Genomic DNA, 15,484 nt, shown 5'->3' with positions numbered 1-15,484 from the left:
CGCTGGCAGGCCGGGTTTTTCCGGAATGCGGGGCTACTGAAGGCCGTCCCTGGCGCTGGGGTCATGGAACGATGGACAAAGATCACGGTTTCGAGGTTGGGGAGAGCGGTGTCGGCGCATCGTTGGCTGCGGACGACCGCCGTCGTGGCTGCGACGGCCGTGCTGCTGGCGTCCAGCTGCAGCTGGCAGCTCGGTAACCCCATCCCGCAGGGCGTGCCGCCACCGCCCGGGGACCCGGTCCCGCCGGTGAATACCGAACTGGTGGCGGGCCGTCCGGCCGATCAGCTCTACCACTGGGCCGCCGAGCGGGCCGCGATGCTCGATATCCCGGTCACCGCGCTGGAGGCGTACGCCTACGCCGCACGGGTCGCGGAGGTGGAGAACCCCAACTGCCACCTCGGCTGGACGACGCTGGCCGGCATCGGCCAGATCGAGAGTCATCACGGCCGCTACAACCACGCCACGGTGGCCCGCAACGGTGACGTGCGGCCGAAGATCCGGGGCGTGCGTCTCGATGGCACCGGCGGCACGCTGCACATCGTCGAGAACCTGCAGCCGGACCTGGCCGACGACGACGGCGTGGTCCGCGCGATGGGCCCCATGCAGTTCATCCCGGAGACCTGGCGGCTGTACGGCGTCGACGCCAACAACGACGGCATCGTCAGCCCGGACAACATCGACGACGCTGCGCTGTCGGCGGCCGGCTACCTGTGCTGGCGGGGCAAAGATCTGGCCACGCCGAAGGGCTGGATGACGGCGCTGATGGCCTACAACGAATCGGAGATCTACGCCCGCGCCGTGCGGGACTGGGCCGCCGCGTACGCGGCTGGCCGCCCGTTGTGACGTAGGTGTTGGGGAGCACCGTTAGGCTCCCAAGAGGCCCCCATAGGCTTATCAAGGCCAGCCCCACCCAGCTCAAGGAGAAGTCAGTGCCCATCATCCAGCAGGTCGGCGCCCGCGAGATCCTCGATTCCCGCGGCAACCCCACGGTCGAGGTCGAGGTGGCGCTGGAGGACGGGACGTTCGCCCGGGCCGCGGTGCCCTCCGGCGCGTCGACCGGTGAGCACGAGGCCGTCGAGCTGCGCGACGGCGGCACGCGGTACGGCGGCAAGGGTGTGCAGAAGGCGGTCACCGCGGTACTCGACCAGATCGCACCGGCGGTCATCGGGATCAGCGCCGATGACCAGCGGCTGGTGGACCAGGCCCTGGTGGATCTCGACGGCACCCCGGACAAGTCCCGGCTGGGCGCCAACGCCATGCTCGGGGTGTCGCTGGCAGTGGCCAAGGCCGCCGCGGACTCCGCGGCGCTGCCGCTGTACCGCTACCTCGGCGGTCCCAACGCCCACATCCTGCCGGTGCCGATGATGAACATCCTCAACGGCGGCGCGCACGCCGACACCGGTGTCGACGTCCAGGAGTTCATGGTCGCCCCGATCGGCGCCCCCAACTTCGCCGAGGCGCTGCGCTGGGGTGCCGAGGTCTACCACTCGTTGAAGGCGGTGCTCAAGAAGCACGGGCTGTCCACCGGGCTGGGAGACGAGGGCGGTTTCGCGCCCGACGTCGCCGGCACCACCGCCGCCCTGGACCTGATCAGCAGCGCGATCGAGTCGACCGGCCTCAAGCTGGGCACCGATGTCGCGCTGGCCCTCGATGTGGCGGCCACCGAGTTCTACACCGAGGGCAGCGGATACGCCTTCGAGAAGCAGACCCGCACCGCGGCCCAGCTGGCCGAGTTCTACGCCAAGCTGCTCGACAGCTACCCGCTGGTGTCGATCGAAGACCCGCTGTCCGAGGACGACTGGGACGGCTGGGTGGCGCTGACCTCGGCGATCGGAGACCGGGTGCAGCTCGTCGGCGACGACCTGTTCGTCACCAACCCCGAACGCCTCGAAGAGGGCATCGAGCGGGGCGCCGCGAACGCGCTGCTGGTCAAGGTCAACCAGATCGGCACCCTGACCGAAACCCTGGATGCGGTGACGCTGGCCCACCACAGCGGCTACCGCACCATGATGAGCCACCGCAGCGGCGAGACCGAGGACACCACCATCGCCGACCTGGCGGTGGCCGTCAGCAGCGGACAGATCAAGACCGGTGCCCCGGCCCGCAGTGAGCGGGTGGCCAAGTACAACCAGCTGCTGCGGATCGAGGAGGAGCTCGGTGACGCCGCCCGCTACGCCGGCGAGCTGGCCTTCCCCCGCTACGCGCCGGAGAGCAAATAGCTCCTCGGGGCCGCTGCCATGTCCGATCCGAAACGGCCCGAGAAGCGGCGCACCGCGACGTCGCGGCCGGGTCGGGCCGGTGAAACCGCACGCGCCCGCCCGCGCCGCTCACCGGTGGTACGCCGCGGACCGGGCTCCTCGCGCAGCGCGCCGGAATCACCAGCCCAGCCGATCAAGCGATCCGCCTCGGCGGCAGCGGATCTGCGCTCGGAGCTGCGGGTCGGTTTCACCGCGCGGCGTGCGGTCATCCTGGCGGCGGTGATGTGCGTGCTCACCTTGACCCTCGCCGGACCGGTCCGCACGTTCTTCGCCCAGCACGCGGAGATGAAACAGCAGTCCCAGCTGGAAGCCACGCTGCACCGCCAGATCAACGACCTGCAACAGCAGAAGGCCAACATGGATGACCCAGCGCATATCCGGGCGCAGGCGCGGGAGCGGCTCGGCTTCGTCATGCCCGGCGAGATTCCCTATCAGGTCCAGCTGCCCGCGACCGCCGAGGTGCCGGGCGAGCCGGGTGTCGAGCCCGGGAACATCGGTCCCAGCGGTGACCCCTGGTACACCGCGCTGTGGCACACCATCGCCGATGTGCCGCACCCTCCGCCCGGTCCCGCGGTGGCGCCGGGATTGCCGGCGCCACCGCCGGGGCCTCCCGCCGTTCCCGTTCCGGTTGCGCCCGGTGGTTGACCCCGCCGACCTGGACGTGGTGGGCCGGCAACTGGGCCGAGAGCCGCGCGGCGTCCTGGAGATCTCTTACCGCTGCCCCAACGGCGAGCCCGCCGTGGTGAAGACAGCGCCGAAACTGCCTGACGGGACACCGTTTCCGACGCTGTACTACCTGACTCACCCGGTGTTGACCGCCGCGGCCAGCCGGCTGGAGTCCTCGGGTCTGATGGCCGACATGACCGACCGGCTGCAGCACGACCCGGCTCTGGCCGCCCGCTACCGGGCCGCCCACGAGTCCTTTCTCGCCGAACGGGATGCGATCGAGCCGCTGGGGACCACGTTTTCCGGCGGCGGGATGCCCGACCGGGTGAAGTGCCTGCATGTGCTGATCGCCCATGCGCTGGCCAAGGGCCGCGGGGTCAACCCGTTCGGCGACGAGGCGTTGGCGATCCTGGCCGCCGAGCCGGGGATGGCCGGGATTCTGGTGCCGGAGGAGTGGCTATGACGCGCGTCGCCGGAATCGATTGCGGCACCAATTCGATTCGTCTGCTGATCGCCGACGCGCGCGAGGGACGCCTGTACGACGTACACCGCGAGATGCGGGTGGTGCGGCTGGGCGAAGGCGTCGACGCGACCGGACGGTTCGCCTCGGGCGCCTTGGAGCGCACCCGGGCGGCCCTGGCGGATTACACCGAATTGCTGAGCGCCCATGATGTTTCACGGGTGCGGATGGTGGCGACCTCGGCTACCCGCGATGCGGCCAATCGTGACGAGTTCTTCGCCATGACCGCACAGGTGCTGGGTGCGGCCGTTCCCGGCGCGGTAGCCGAGGTGATCACCGGCCACCAGGAGGCGGAACTGTCCTTTCGCGGCGCGGTAGGCGAATTGGCCGCTGCCGCTGGGCCGTTCGTGGTCGTCGACCTCGGTGGTGGTTCCACCGAGGTGGTGCTGGGCGATCCCGACAACGGGGTGTCGGCCAGTTTCTCGGCGGACATCGGCTGTGTCCGGCTGACCGAACGCTGTCTGCACTCGGACCCGCCGACCCCCGCTGAGGTCGCCACGGCCCGCGGCGTCGCCCGCGAACTGCTGGGCGAAGCCCTGCGCGCGGTGCCGGTGCAGCACGCGAAGACCTGGGTGGGAGTGGCGGGCACCATGACGACGCTCTCGGCGCTGGCGCATGGCCTGACCGAATACGACGCGGGGGCAATTCACCTGTCCCGGGTGGGTTTGCGCGACCTGTGGACGGTCTGCGATCGATTGATCGGCATGAGCCGCGAACAGCGGGCCGCGCTGGGGCCCATGCACCCCGGTCGCGTCGACGTGATCGGCGGCGGGGCGATAGTCGTGCAGGAACTCGCGCAGACCTTGGCCGAGCGCGCCGGGATCGAGGAACTGGTGGTCAGCGAACACGACATCCTGGATGGCATCGCGCTGTCCATCGCCTGACCCTTCTCGCGGACTCACCCGCGGCGTGGGGTGACCAGGCGGCCGCCGGCGACCAGCGACGCCGATTGTTTGAGCCGCTGGGCCCGGACGCTGATGTCATATCCGTGCACCTCGGCGATGGCCGCGAGGTTTGCGGTGAGATAGCGGTACAGGTCGTCGGCGTCGCGGCAGATGAGCACCGCCATGAGGTTGTGCTGGCCGCTGACCGCGGCGACGAACGCGACCTCGTCGTGGGCGGCGATCCGTTCGCCCACCCGGTGCAGGTGCCGCGGCACGACGTTGAGCCACAACATCGCGTTGAGCTGGAATCCGAGCCGTTCCCCGAGCACGTCGACGTCATAGACCAGGGTGCCCGAGGCTTCCAGGGCGGCCACCCGCCGAGCTACCCGTGCGGCCGACCATCCGGTCCGTTCGGCCAGGTACGCCTGAGTGGCGCGGCCATCGTCGGCGAGCGCGTCCAGCAGCGGCTGGTCGTGCGCGGTGGGGGTGATGAGGGGACCGGACCCGGCCTGGCCTACCGGGGCGTCGAGGATCTGGTTGGTTTGCTCGGCACTGAGTTTGTGGCCATAGCCAGCCCACTGCGCGGTCGCCGGTTCGCCGAACGCGTGCAGCACCAACTCAACGCTGATGTCGAGCACCGACGTGGTCCGCGGGAGCTGTTGCAGCAGCGGGCTTTCCCGACTCTCGCGGACCGGCGCGCGGATGACACAGACCAATTCGGTCCACCCCGACAGGATGTTGGCGTGGGTGACATCGGACCGTCGCGCCAGCGCGTCGCCCAGTTGCGAGATCCGGTCGGGTTTGGCGCGGATGCGCGCCACCCACTGCGCCTCCCCGTGCACCCGCGGGTTGACCAGGCCGACGACCCGCAGCACACCCTCGCGACGCAACCGCTGGTAGCGGCGGGCGACGGTTTGCTCGGATGCGTCGACGACGGTGGCGAGACGCCGAAACGACACCCGCGGCGAGAGCTCCAACGCATGGAGGATCTGTGCGTCAAGCCGGTCTGTCATGAGGAAAGTATGCAGTCACTGCCTGTATCTATAGCGGTTTATAGCCATTCCACGGCTAGCCGTAGGAATTTTAGAGCGCTGGCTGCGACGCTGGGCTGCAGGGAACGAGAGAAAGGCAATGCCATGCACTGGACGGGCAACACCATCCTGGTGACCGGCGGCGGCACCGGCATCGGCCGCGGCCTGGCCGAGTCGCTGCACCGACTGGGGAACCAGGTCGTCGTGGCGGGGCGACGGCGCGAGCCGCTAAGAGCCGTCGTCGACGCCAACCCAGGCATCGGCCAGCTGCCGCTGGATCAGGGCGATCCAGGCGACGTCCGGCGATTCGCCGCCGAACTCGCCGACCGCTACCCAAGCCTGAACGTCGTGATCAACAACGCCGCCGTCATGCGCGTGGAGGACCTCACCGCCGGTGATGTTGCCGCGGCGGAGGCGGTGGTGGCGACCAATCTGCTGGGGCCGATCCGGCTGACCGCCGCGGTGCTGCCGGCGCTGCTCGCCCAGCCCCACGCGGCGATCATCAACGTCACCTCCGCGCTGGCGTTCGTGCCGAAAGCGATCACCCCCGCCTACTGCGCAACGAAGGCGGCGCTGCACTCCTACACCGAGTCGCTGCGTTTCCAGTTACGCAACACCCCGGTTGAGGTGATCGAGATCGTGCCGCCGCGGGTGCAGACCGACATGCACGTCACGCTCGCCGACGACCCCACCACGATGCCGCTGGATGTCTTTGTCGCCGAGACGATGACGCTGCTACGCGCCCAGCCGCAGGCCACCGAGATCGTGGTGGCGCAGGCCGAGCCGTGCCGGCTGGCCGCCCACGCCGACAGCTACCGCGAGCTCCACGCCATCATCAACTCGAAGGGATAGCCATGCGCGTCGTTATCGGCCTGCCCAACCACATTGCCCGAGTAGATGGTTCACTGATCGCCGAGTGGGCGCGGCGGGCCGAACAATACGGCTTCGCCGGAGTCACGACCATCGACCGGTTGGTCTACCCCAGCCTCGACTCGATCGTCGCCCTATCCGTTGCCGCCGGCGCCACCCGCGATCTCAGGCTGATCACCAATGTGCTGCTGGCACCGCTGTACCCCGCCGCACTGCTGGCCAAGCAATTGGCCAGTCTGGCCGATATTTCCGGTAATCGGCTCACGCTGGGGCTGGGAGTGGGCCGGCGCACCGACGACTACGCGGCCACCGGCGCGGACTTCCACCAGCGGGGGCGGGTTATCGACCAGACCATCGATCTGATGCGGCAGGCGTGGCAGGCCGACGTGGTCACCGGTGACGTCCCGCTATGCCCTGCGCCGGTGCAGATTCCGGTGCTGTTCGGCGGGGCGTCGCCAGTCACCTTGCGACGCGTGGCCACGGTGGGAGATGGCTGGGCGGCCGGCGCCGTCCGCGACTACGCGAACCAGTCGTCGTTTGCCGACCGGGTGCGGGCGGCCTGGCAGCAGGCCGGCCGGGCGGGCACGCCTTGGCTGAATGCCAGCGTGAATTTCGCGTTCGGCGACCCCGAAACGGTGTACGCCGGGCAGGCGAACCTGCGCAACTACTACGGCTTCGTGCCGGAGTACGCCGAACTCAACGTGGCCGACATGCTGGCCACGCCGCACGACGCGGTGGCCACCGTGCGCGCCTACCGCGACCTCGGATTCGACGGGCTGCTGTTTCACCCCAGCGTCGCATCGCTGGACCAGCTTGAGCGCCTCGCCGACGCCGTGCTGTGAAGGCATCGATCGGAACGATGACCGTGGCTACCTTGCGCACTCACGAAATCGCGTTGCACTACGAAACATACGGTGATCCCGTCCGACCCGCCGGTGTTGTTGATATCGGGCCTGGGCGGCACCGGCAAGAGCTGGATCGGCCAGATCGAGCGGGTCGCGGCCGACCACTACGTCGTTCCCGCCCGGGGCGGTGCCGGGGAACCAGTCGCGCCGAAAGCGGTTACCCGACGGCGCAACTGGCCGCCGAGATGGCGTCGGTTGCAGGTTAGCCGGCGGCCTTCCAGACGACCTTGTCGACGCCGGCGGCGTCGCGGTAGACGACGCTGTCGGGCGCAGTGCCGTTCTTGACATCGAAGTACAGCCGCCCGCTGGTCTGGCTGCCCTGTGCGATCGGACCGTTGGGCAGGCCGTCGACCTCATTGCCCTTCATAACGGCATACGTCGAACTGTTGACGGCGCGGGCATTGAAGTCAGCAATGTTCGGGGTAGGAGAACCGTTTACCGCCGTGGCAGTCACATCGGAGTACCAGATACCGTCGTTGTGGCCGCTGGGTTGCAGGTTTTTGACGGTGTAGTCGATGGCCCCGCCTGGACTCTGAATCTCCTGTGTTTGACCGAACCCGACGACCGTTGGATCCGCAGAAGCCGGTGCCACCGCCAGCATTCCTGCCGTCGTTAGGCCGACCGCTGTCACCGCCGTCTTTTTGGCGATCTGGGAGAACATCACGGTAAAACTCCTTCCGCTAGGTCTCCAAATACATATCCGCGTTGACGGTTTTCAAACCTCGAAGCGGTAACCCATGCCCGCTTCGGTCAGCAAATGCTTGGGATTCGACGGATCGTCTTCGAGTTTGCGCCGCAACTGCGCCAGGTAAACCCGCAGGTACTGCGTTTCCTTGGCGTAGGCCGGCCCCCACACCTGGGTGAGCAGCTCATCGCGGCCGACCAGCTTGCCGCGGTTGCGCACCAGCATCTCCAACATGCCCCACTCGGTGGGGGTCAGATGTACCTCGCCGTCGTTTTTGGTGACCTTCTTGGCGGCGAGGTCAACGGTGAACGAGGAGGTTTCGACGATCGGTTGGTCGATTTCGGCGGTGGCGGCATTGCGGCGCACCGCGGCACGTAGCCGGGCCAAAAATTCGTCCATCCCGAACGGCTTGGTCACGTAGTCGTCGGCGCCGGCGTCGAGGGCCTCCACCTTGTCCGCGGAATCGGTGCGGGCCGACAACACGATGACCGGCACCGTCAGCCAGCCCCGCAGCCCGTCCAGCACCTCGATGCCGGAGATGTCGGGTAGCCCCAGATCCAGGATCACCACGTCGGGACGTTGTTCGGCGGCGGCTCGCAGCGCACCGGCGCCGGTTGCCGCGGTGACGACCTCATAGCCGCGCACCGACAGGTTGATTTTCAGTGCACGTAAGATCTGCGGCTCGTCGTCGACTACCAGCACCCGTGTGCTCATCAGCTCTCTCCTGACGGTGCGGCCAGGTCCACCACCATGGTCAACCCGCCACCTGGTGTCTCCGTCGCCGAGATGGTGCCCCCCATCGCCTCGGTGAAACCCCGTGCCACCGAGAGTCCCAGCCCCACACCGCTGGTGTTGTCGCGATCGCCGAGGCGCTGGAAGGGGTCGAACACGTGTAACTCGCCGCCGCGGGGCAGCCCGCGGCCCTCGTCGGCGACGTTGATCAAAACCCGGTCACCGACTTGACCTGCCGTCACCCGCACCACGCTGTCCGAGGCGTAGCGCAGGGCATTGTCGATCACGTTGGCCAGCACTCGTTCTAACAGGCCGGCGTCGGCCATTGCCACCGTCGGACCCACCTCCACCTTCACCTGGTCCAGGCCGTTCCGCCGGAAGATGTTGCTGCGCTTACCGATTCCGATCAAGGAGCGCTGCACGACCTCCTCCAGGTACACCTTGGTGAGCTCCGGTCGAATGACGCCCGCGGCCAGTCGTGAGGAGTCCAGCAGGTTGCCCACCAAACCGGTGAGCTGGTCGACGGATTCCTCGACGGTGGCCAGCAGTTCGGCGGTGTCATCCGGTGAGAACGCGACGTCGTCGGCGCGCAGACTCGACACTGCCGCCTTGGCCGCCGCCAGCGGGGTACGCAGGTCGTGGCTGACCGCCGACAGCAGGGAGCGGCGCAGTTCGTCGGTGCGCATCACGGCGTCGGCCCTCCCCGCTTCGACCGCCAATTCCTCCTGGCGTACCAGTCCCGCGGCCTGCCGGGCCACCACCGACAGCACCCGGCGGTCCCGGGAGGCCAACTGGCGGCCGGCCATCAACATCCAAAACTCGTTGTCGCCGACATCGATCGCGGTGTCGGCGAGAGCCACCGACATGCAGGGGTTCTCGCCGACCGAAGCGACGACCTCGGGCTGTTCGGGGGCCGCGGCTCCGCTCGGCACCCGTACCAGGCTCACCGAGCGTTGCGTGTAGGTCTCGCGCACCCGTTCCAGCAGGCTGTCCAGATCCGCTCCGCGCAGCACCGATCCGGCGAACAGTGTCATCAACTCGGCTTCCCGCGAGGCGCGGCCGGCCTCGCGGGATCGTTTGGCCGTGCTGTCGACCAGTGCCGCCACCGCGACCGCCACCAGCAGCAGCACCACTTCGGTCACCGCGGCGTCGTGTTCGGCGATGGCGAAATCGCCGCGCGGCGCGAGCAGGAAATAGTTGAGCAGCACGCCCGACAGCAATGCCGACAGCACGGCCGGCGCGATACCGCCGAGCAGCGCCACCACCAGCACCCCGACCACGAACAGGGCGCTTTGCCCGCTGTTGAGGTAGTGATCCAGCCAGCCGACCACGATCGCGCAGACCAGGCACGGGACTGCGATCGCGGCTAGCCAGGACGCCGCGCGCCGCTCCCGCGGGGAGATCGACACCGCCCGGAAGTTCGGCTTGGTGTCCTCGTCGGTGACGATGTGCACGTCGATATCGCCGGATTGCTGCACCACCGCCGCACCGACGCCCTCGTCGAGGATGCGGGCCCAGCGCGAACGCCGCGAGCTGCCGATCACCAGTTGTGTGGCGTTGACGTCACGGGCGAAGTCGAGCAACGCGGCTGGCACGTCATCGCCGATCACGGTGTGCAGGGACGCGCCCAGGCTGACCGCCAGTTGGCGGATCTGGCCCACGCGCGGCGCCGGCGCAACGGAATCGCCGTCGCGCAGCACGTGCAGCACCAGCAGTTCGCCGCCGGCCTTGGATGCGATCCGGGAGGCCCGCCGCACCAGTGTTTCGGACTCCGGGCCTCCGGTCACCGCCGCCACGATGCGTTCGCGCGCCTCCCAGGTCTCGGTGATCTTCTTGTCGGCACGGTATTTCGTCAGCGCGGCGTCCACCTGGCCGGCCAGCCACAGCAGCGCCAGTTCGCGCAGCGCGGTTAGGGTTTCGCCGCGAAAGTAGTTGGCCAATGCCGCGTCAACCTTCTCCGGCGGGTAGACGTTGCCGTGGGAGAGTCTGCGGCGCAACGCCTCCGGGGCGACGTCGATGAGTTCGATCTGCGTCGCCTGACGCACGACCGCGTCCGGAACGGTGTCGGCCTGGGTGGTGCCGGTGATCTTGGTGACGACGTCGCTGAGGCTCTCCAACTGCTGCACGTTGACGGTGGAGATCACCGTGATTCCGGCGTCGAGCAGCTCCTCGACGTCCTGCCAGCGCTTGGGATTACGGCTGCCCGGGGCGTTGGTGTGCGCCAGATCGTCGACCAGGACCACTTCAGGGTGCCGGGCCAACACCGCGGAGACGTCGAGTTCGCCGCCCACAGCGCCGATTATCTCAATGCCCTCAAGCAGTTCGGCGGTCTTGGTGCGGCCGTGGGTCTCGATCGCGGCGGCGACCACATCGGTGCCGCGTTCGGCCCGGCGGTGGGCTTCGCCGAGCATCGCGTAGGTTTTGCCGACCCCGGGCGATGCACCCAGATAGATCCGCAGTTCGCCCCGCCGGCCACGCTGCCTCATGACGCTCACCCGACCATCATCCCGGCAAGCCGCGTCGTCAGCCAGCGGCGACCGGTCGCGACATCACGGTGGGCTTGAATCCGTAGCGCGGATCGCTGAAACCGCGGCCGCCACGTGCTGCGGCCGCCCCGGCGGCACCCATCGCGGCTGGAACCGCCGACACCGATTGCCCTTCCTCGACCGCACCGGGAATCCATTCCGAGGTGATCAGCGGTGCCGCACCGGCCTCGGACGGCAGCGCCCCCGGCCAGCTCGTCGGCACCGAGAGCCCACCGACCGGGGCGGCCTGGGCCACGCTGGCCAGCACCGGCGCCCGGCCGGCCGCTGCAGCGCCGGAGGCGGCCGCGCCGCCCGGGGCGTCCACAGAATCCACCAGGATCGGGCCGGTGGCGGCGCCCACGCCGGGCGAGGCGATGGCGATGGCGCTGGCGATGCCGGCGAACAGGTGCCACGAGCCGGCGGTCACCGCGTAGGTGCTGTAGGTCTGAATCGCGTTCCAGATCCCGATGTTCTGCGTCGAGCCGATGAAATCCGACAGGAAATCGCCGGCCTGGGCCGGCCCGGCCGCCGCGCTCAACGGGGAGGACAGGCTCTGCACGGTGTTGGGCAGCCCGGAAATCAGCTGGGACAACCCGTTCTGGGTTCCGCTGGCCGAGGCCTGGCCGACCGCGGCAGCCTGACCCGCCGTGCCGAGCGGGTTGGCGATCGCGTTGGGGGAAGACAGGGGCTGCAAGGTTCCAGCGCTCGCAGAGGAGGCCGCGTAGCCGTACATGGCGATGGCGTCCTGCGCCCACATCTCGGCGTACTGGGCTTCGGTGGCGGCAATCGCGGGCGTGTTGATGCCCAGGAAGTTCGAGGCGACCAGCGCGACCAGCTGCGCTCGGTTGGCGGCGATCACCGGCGGCGGCACCATCATCGCGAACGCCGCTTCGAAGGCGGCGGCCGACGCGGTGGCCTGGGCGGCTGCGTGCTCGGCGGCGGCCGCGGTGGTGTTGAGCCAGTTGATGTAGGGCGTCACGGCCGCCGCCATCGACGCCGAAGCCGGGCCCTGCCACTCCTCGCCGGTCAGCGCCGCGACCGCCGACTGGTAGGACGTCGCGGTCGTCGCAAGCTCGGCGCCCAGACTGTTCCATGCCGCCGCGGCGGCCATCATCGGTGCCGCTCCGGCACCGGCATACATCAGGCCGGAGTTGATCTCCGGGGGTAACGCGCCAAAGTCCATCTTCGTCAATTCCGATCGCTGGTCACCGATTGTCTCCCCGTCAGCCCACCGGCGGGCGGGGCATCACCTTCGGCTTGATGCCGTACCGCAACCGGCCGCGGCTGCCCTGGTCGCTCGTGGACGCCGGCAGTCCGGCGGGTACGGCCGCCGTCGAGGCACGGGGTGCCGCGGCCGCGGTGCTGGTGCCGGAGAGTGCCGCCGGTGCGGTCCCCGCCGGAGCGGCCTCGCCGGCCCAGCTCGGTGGCACCGGCGTGCCGAGGGGCCGCGCCGCGGCCGGGCCCGCGCTCGCCGGGACCGGTGCTGCCGCGCCGGCCGGCGCGGTCTGGCTGGTGAGGCCCGCTGAGGGCAGCAGCGATTCGGGTGCGACCTGGTGAACGACCCCCGAGGGCGACGTGATGTAACCCTTGCCCAACCCGGTGAACTCCGAGGCGGCCGAGCCGATGGTGCCGGCCTGCATGGCGGCCAGGATGGAGCTGTTGCTGGCGATCCCGCCCAGCCCGTATGTCGGGTCGGCGGCCCCCGAGCCGGCGCCCAGTCCTGCGGTTGCCGTGCCCAGCCCGGCGGCTGCCGAGTTGGCCGTCTCGGTGTAGCCGTAGGAGTCGCCGCTGGTGCGCAGCGTGTTGACGAACATCTCCTGGATCGCCGCGGCCTGGGCGCTGATCTGCTGGTACAGCTGCCCGTAGGCGGCGAACTGGGTCGCCTGCAGGATCGAGACCTCGTCGGCCCCGGCCGGGGCGATGCTGGTGGTGGGTGTGGCCGCCGCGGCATTCTGCGCGGTCATCGCCGAGCCGATCGCTTGCAGGTTGCTGGCGGTCGCCGCCATCGCCTCGGGATGGGTGGTCACGAAGGACATGACTTCTCCTGATGGAAAACGGGCCGGCCGTCGGCCGAGTGCAGGGTCCACTGTTTCCGTTCGAACGCCGGATTGCAGAAGTCGTTTACGGGTTCTTAACGCCCCTGCCAGAATTCTTGACGGTTTATTCGCACAGGCACTTCACAGCGGTCAGGTGGCCCGGCTCAGGCCCAGCTGGACCCCACCGCTGCATCGGTGCTGGCCATGTTGTTGCCGGCGGCCTGCACCTTCTGGCCGTGGGCGTTGGCCTGGGAGTAGATGACCTGGAAGTTTCGTCCGAGTTGGGTGATGAATTCCTGGCAGGCCACCGAACCGGCGCCGCCCCAGAAGTCCCCGGCGGCCAGCACGTCGTGCACGATCGCCTGGTGTTCGGCCTCCAACGAGGCGGCCTGGGCGCGGATCAGTGCGCCGTGGGCGTCGACATCACCGAACTGGTAGTTGATGGACATCGTCGGGTTTCCTTTCCTTGGTTAGCTGCTCAGGGTCTGCTGCGAGGCAGCTTCCTGCTGTTCGTAGTGGTTCGCGTCGCGAATCAGACCGTCGCGTACGCCGTGGAGCATGTTGACGATGTTGCGGAACGCGGTCTGCATCTGGCCCATGGTGTCGTAGGACGTCCGCTCGGACAGACCGCCCCAGCCGGAGCCGGAGATGCTGGTCGAGGACGCCCACATCCGCCGGGCCTCGTCCTCCACCGTCTGCGCATGAGTGTCGAACCGGGCCGCCATGGAACGCATCGCGTCCGGGTCGGTCATAAAGCGTGTGGTCATGGGTGTGTCTCCTTCGTGAATTGTTCGTGCCGGGTCAGCCGGCCAGGACCGGGTGCGCGACAACGTTTGGCTTGAACCCGTACTGGGGCACATTGCCGGTGGGTCCGCCGCGTCCGCCGAGGCCACCGATCGGCATTCCTGCCGGTATGGCCGAAGCCCCGTTTGCGGCGGTCGCGCTCAAACCGGCGCCGGGCGCCGCGGCGACGGTGCCGGAGGTGGTTCCGGCAAGCCAGTTCTGCGGTACCGACAGCATGCCGACCGAGCTGGCCTGTCCGAGGGCCGCGGAAACTGGCGCGCCGCCGAACGTGCCGAGCCCGCCGAGGCCGGCGAAGCCCGCCGAGCCCAGCGAAGCCACCGGTGCCACCGCACCGACGGCCGAACCCAGCCCGCCGGCGGCCGCGGAGCCCGCTGTTCCCACCGAGGAGCCCGCACTGCTGCCGAGGCTGCTCAAGAACCCGACGGCGGTCGACAGCGTGCTGGCCACATTCCAGGCCCCGGTGTTGACCATTCCGTTGATGCTGTCGGTGATCTGGCTGTTGTCGAACAGACTGCCCAGCAGCCCCGACAAGCCGGACGACGTCGACGACGAACCGCCCTGTGCCGGCGAGGCCAGGCTTTGCAGCACGACGGGCAGCGTGGAGATCAGCTGGCTGGTCTGGCTGTTGTCCGCAGCGGCGGCGCCGGCGGCCTGGCCGGTCGCGGCGGCCTGGCCGGCCAACCCGGCGGGGTTGGTGGTCTGGCTGGGCTCGGCGAACGGCGTCAGCTGCGAGGCAGCCGCCGATCCGCCCGCGTAGCCGTACATCGCAGCGGCGTCCTGGGCCCACATCTCGGCGTAGTGCGCCTCGGTGGCCGTGATCGCCGGGGTGTTCTGCCCCAGCAGGTTGGTTGCGACCAAGGTCATCAGCAGGCTGCGGTTGGCCACGATCACCGGTGGGGGAACCGTCATCGCGAACGCCGTCTCGAACGCGGCGGCCGCCGCGGTGGCCTGACCGGCGGCCTGCTCGGCCTGGGCGGCGGTGGTGTTCATCCACGCCACGTAGGGAGCCGCCGCGGCGGCCATCGATGCCGACGCCGGACCGGCCCACAGTTCCCCGGCCATCCGTGCTATCACCGCCTGGTAGGCGGCCGCGGTCGAGCCCAATTCGGCGGCCAGACCGCGCCAGGCTGCGGCGGCTGCCAAGAGCGGGCCCGCCCCAGGCCCGGTGTACATCCAGGCCGAGTTGACTTCCGGCGGCAATGCCCCGAAATCCATCATGTCTTGAATCCCTTTGTCTGGCTGGGCTTACCGGGCCGCGATCGCGTTGGCGGCCTCGGTGGCCGCGTACGATCTAGCGCTGGTGATCAGCGTGGTGACGAACATCTGGTGAATCGCATTCGCCTGGGCACTGACCGCCTGGTACAGGCCGGCGTGCGCCACGAACTGCGCGGCGGTCAACGCCGACACCGGGTCCGCCGCTGCGGGAACCACACTGGTGGTCACCGCGGCGGCAGCCGCATTCTGGGCGGCCATCGCCGAGCCGATACCGGTCAATTCGCCGGCCGCGGCCGTCAGCTCTGCAGGCTGAGCGCTCACGAACGACATCGCTGTCCCCTAACCGAACCAGC

At 69.1% G+C, this 15,484-nt stretch carries 17 protein-coding genes; 7 read left to right on the top strand and 10 right to left on the bottom strand.

The features are described from left to right. Positions 1-108 precede the first annotated feature (108 nt). From AC5Y4Q_RS13060 to AC5Y4Q_RS13040, 5 genes are all read left to right on the top strand, one after another. Positions 109-843, top strand: coding sequence for a lytic transglycosylase domain-containing protein (locus tag AC5Y4Q_RS13060; protein WP_065019448.1), 735 nt, complete (start codon positions 109-111; stop codon positions 841-843). Between the two features lie 86 nt (positions 844-929). After that, positions 930-2,219, top strand: coding sequence for a phosphopyruvate hydratase (eno, locus tag AC5Y4Q_RS13055; RefSeq protein ID WP_125225563.1), 1,290 nt, complete (start codon positions 930-932; stop codon positions 2,217-2,219). A gap of 18 nt (positions 2,220-2,237) precedes the next feature. Next, a complete protein-coding gene (locus AC5Y4Q_RS13050) occupies positions 2,238-2,903 on the top strand; it encodes an FtsB family cell division protein (protein ID WP_125225564.1) in 666 nt (221 codons plus the stop codon). Then, positions 2,896-3,387, top strand: a complete 492-nt coding sequence (locus AC5Y4Q_RS13045; RefSeq protein WP_064922424.1) for a DUF501 domain-containing protein — start codon at positions 2,896-2,898, stop codon at positions 3,385-3,387. The genes AC5Y4Q_RS13050 and AC5Y4Q_RS13045 overlap by 8 nt, the downstream gene beginning before the upstream one ends. After that, on the top strand, positions 3,384-4,328 hold the full coding sequence (locus AC5Y4Q_RS13040) for a Ppx/GppA phosphatase family protein (protein WP_499959224.1): 945 nt from the start codon (positions 3,384-3,386) through the stop codon (positions 4,326-4,328). The genes AC5Y4Q_RS13045 and AC5Y4Q_RS13040 overlap by 4 nt, the downstream gene beginning before the upstream one ends. Positions 4,329-4,342: 14 nt before the next feature. Here AC5Y4Q_RS13040 and AC5Y4Q_RS13035 read toward each other — a convergent pair whose 3' ends face one another. Beyond that, positions 4,343-5,341 carry an Lrp/AsnC family transcriptional regulator gene (locus tag AC5Y4Q_RS13035; protein ID WP_499959222.1) on the bottom strand — a complete coding sequence of 333 codons (999 nt, stop codon included), beginning with the start codon at positions 5,339-5,341 and terminating at the stop codon, positions 4,343-4,345. A gap of 123 nt (positions 5,342-5,464) precedes the next feature. On the opposite strand from AC5Y4Q_RS13035, the gene AC5Y4Q_RS13030 reads away from it, so the two are divergent. Together AC5Y4Q_RS13030 and AC5Y4Q_RS13025 are read left to right on the top strand one after the other, a co-directional pair. Further along, positions 5,465-6,211 (top strand): SDR family oxidoreductase, encoded by a 747-nt coding sequence (locus AC5Y4Q_RS13030; RefSeq protein WP_125225780.1) that lies wholly within the window; start codon positions 5,465-5,467, stop codon positions 6,209-6,211. 2 nt (positions 6,212-6,213) lie between these two features. Then, complete coding sequence (locus AC5Y4Q_RS13025) at positions 6,214-7,071, top strand: LLM class flavin-dependent oxidoreductase (protein WP_125225781.1); 858 nt, start codon at positions 6,214-6,216, stop codon at positions 7,069-7,071. A gap of 265 nt (positions 7,072-7,336) precedes the next feature. Here AC5Y4Q_RS13025 and AC5Y4Q_RS13020 read toward each other — a convergent pair whose 3' ends face one another. From AC5Y4Q_RS13020 to AC5Y4Q_RS12980, 9 genes are all read right to left on the bottom strand, one after another. Next, complete coding sequence (locus AC5Y4Q_RS13020) at positions 7,337-7,798, bottom strand: DUF1942 domain-containing protein (RefSeq protein ID WP_185746712.1); 462 nt, start codon at positions 7,796-7,798, stop codon at positions 7,337-7,339. A 51-nt stretch (positions 7,799-7,849) separates the two neighbouring features. Beyond that, the gene (locus AC5Y4Q_RS13015; RefSeq protein WP_064922884.1) at positions 7,850-8,533 is read right to left on the bottom strand and encodes a response regulator; all 684 of its coding nucleotides are present in this window, start codon (positions 8,531-8,533) and stop codon (positions 7,850-7,852) included. Continuing rightward, positions 8,533-11,037 (bottom strand): sensor histidine kinase, encoded by a 2,505-nt coding sequence (locus tag AC5Y4Q_RS13010; RefSeq protein ID WP_125225796.1) that lies wholly within the window; start codon positions 11,035-11,037, stop codon positions 8,533-8,535. The genes AC5Y4Q_RS13015 and AC5Y4Q_RS13010 overlap by 1 nt, the downstream gene beginning before the upstream one ends. A 37-nt stretch (positions 11,038-11,074) precedes the next feature. Further along, positions 11,075-12,259 carry a PPE family protein gene (locus AC5Y4Q_RS13005; protein ID WP_064922495.1) on the bottom strand — a complete coding sequence of 395 codons (1,185 nt, stop codon included), beginning with the start codon at positions 12,257-12,259 and terminating at the stop codon, positions 11,075-11,077. A 40-nt stretch (positions 12,260-12,299) separates the two neighbouring features. After that, on the bottom strand, positions 12,300-13,112 hold the full coding sequence (locus AC5Y4Q_RS13000) for a PE family protein (RefSeq protein ID WP_125225782.1): 813 nt from the start codon (positions 13,110-13,112) through the stop codon (positions 12,300-12,302). 164 nt (positions 13,113-13,276) lie between these two features. Then, positions 13,277-13,561, bottom strand: a complete 285-nt coding sequence (locus tag AC5Y4Q_RS12995; RefSeq protein ID WP_064922497.1) for a WXG100 family type VII secretion target — start codon at positions 13,559-13,561, stop codon at positions 13,277-13,279. Positions 13,562-13,582: 21 nt separating this feature from the next. After that, on the bottom strand, positions 13,583-13,879 hold the full coding sequence (locus tag AC5Y4Q_RS12990) for a WXG100 family type VII secretion target (RefSeq protein ID WP_499959218.1): 297 nt from the start codon (positions 13,877-13,879) through the stop codon (positions 13,583-13,585). Between the two features lie 34 nt (positions 13,880-13,913). Then, positions 13,914-15,131, bottom strand: a complete 1,218-nt coding sequence (locus AC5Y4Q_RS12985) for a PPE family protein (protein WP_499959283.1) — start codon at positions 15,129-15,131, stop codon at positions 13,914-13,916. A 30-nt stretch (positions 15,132-15,161) separates the two neighbouring features. After that, the gene (locus AC5Y4Q_RS12980) at positions 15,162-15,461 is read right to left on the bottom strand and encodes a PE family protein (RefSeq protein ID WP_499959216.1); all 300 of its coding nucleotides are present in this window, start codon (positions 15,459-15,461) and stop codon (positions 15,162-15,164) included. Positions 15,462-15,484: the final 23 nt, after the last annotated feature.

It is taken from the genome of Mycobacterium sp. NGS16, assembly GCF_059813225.1.
Note: the sequence above shows the minus strand (reverse complement) of the source record. Positions and strands in the feature narration are given on the sequence as shown.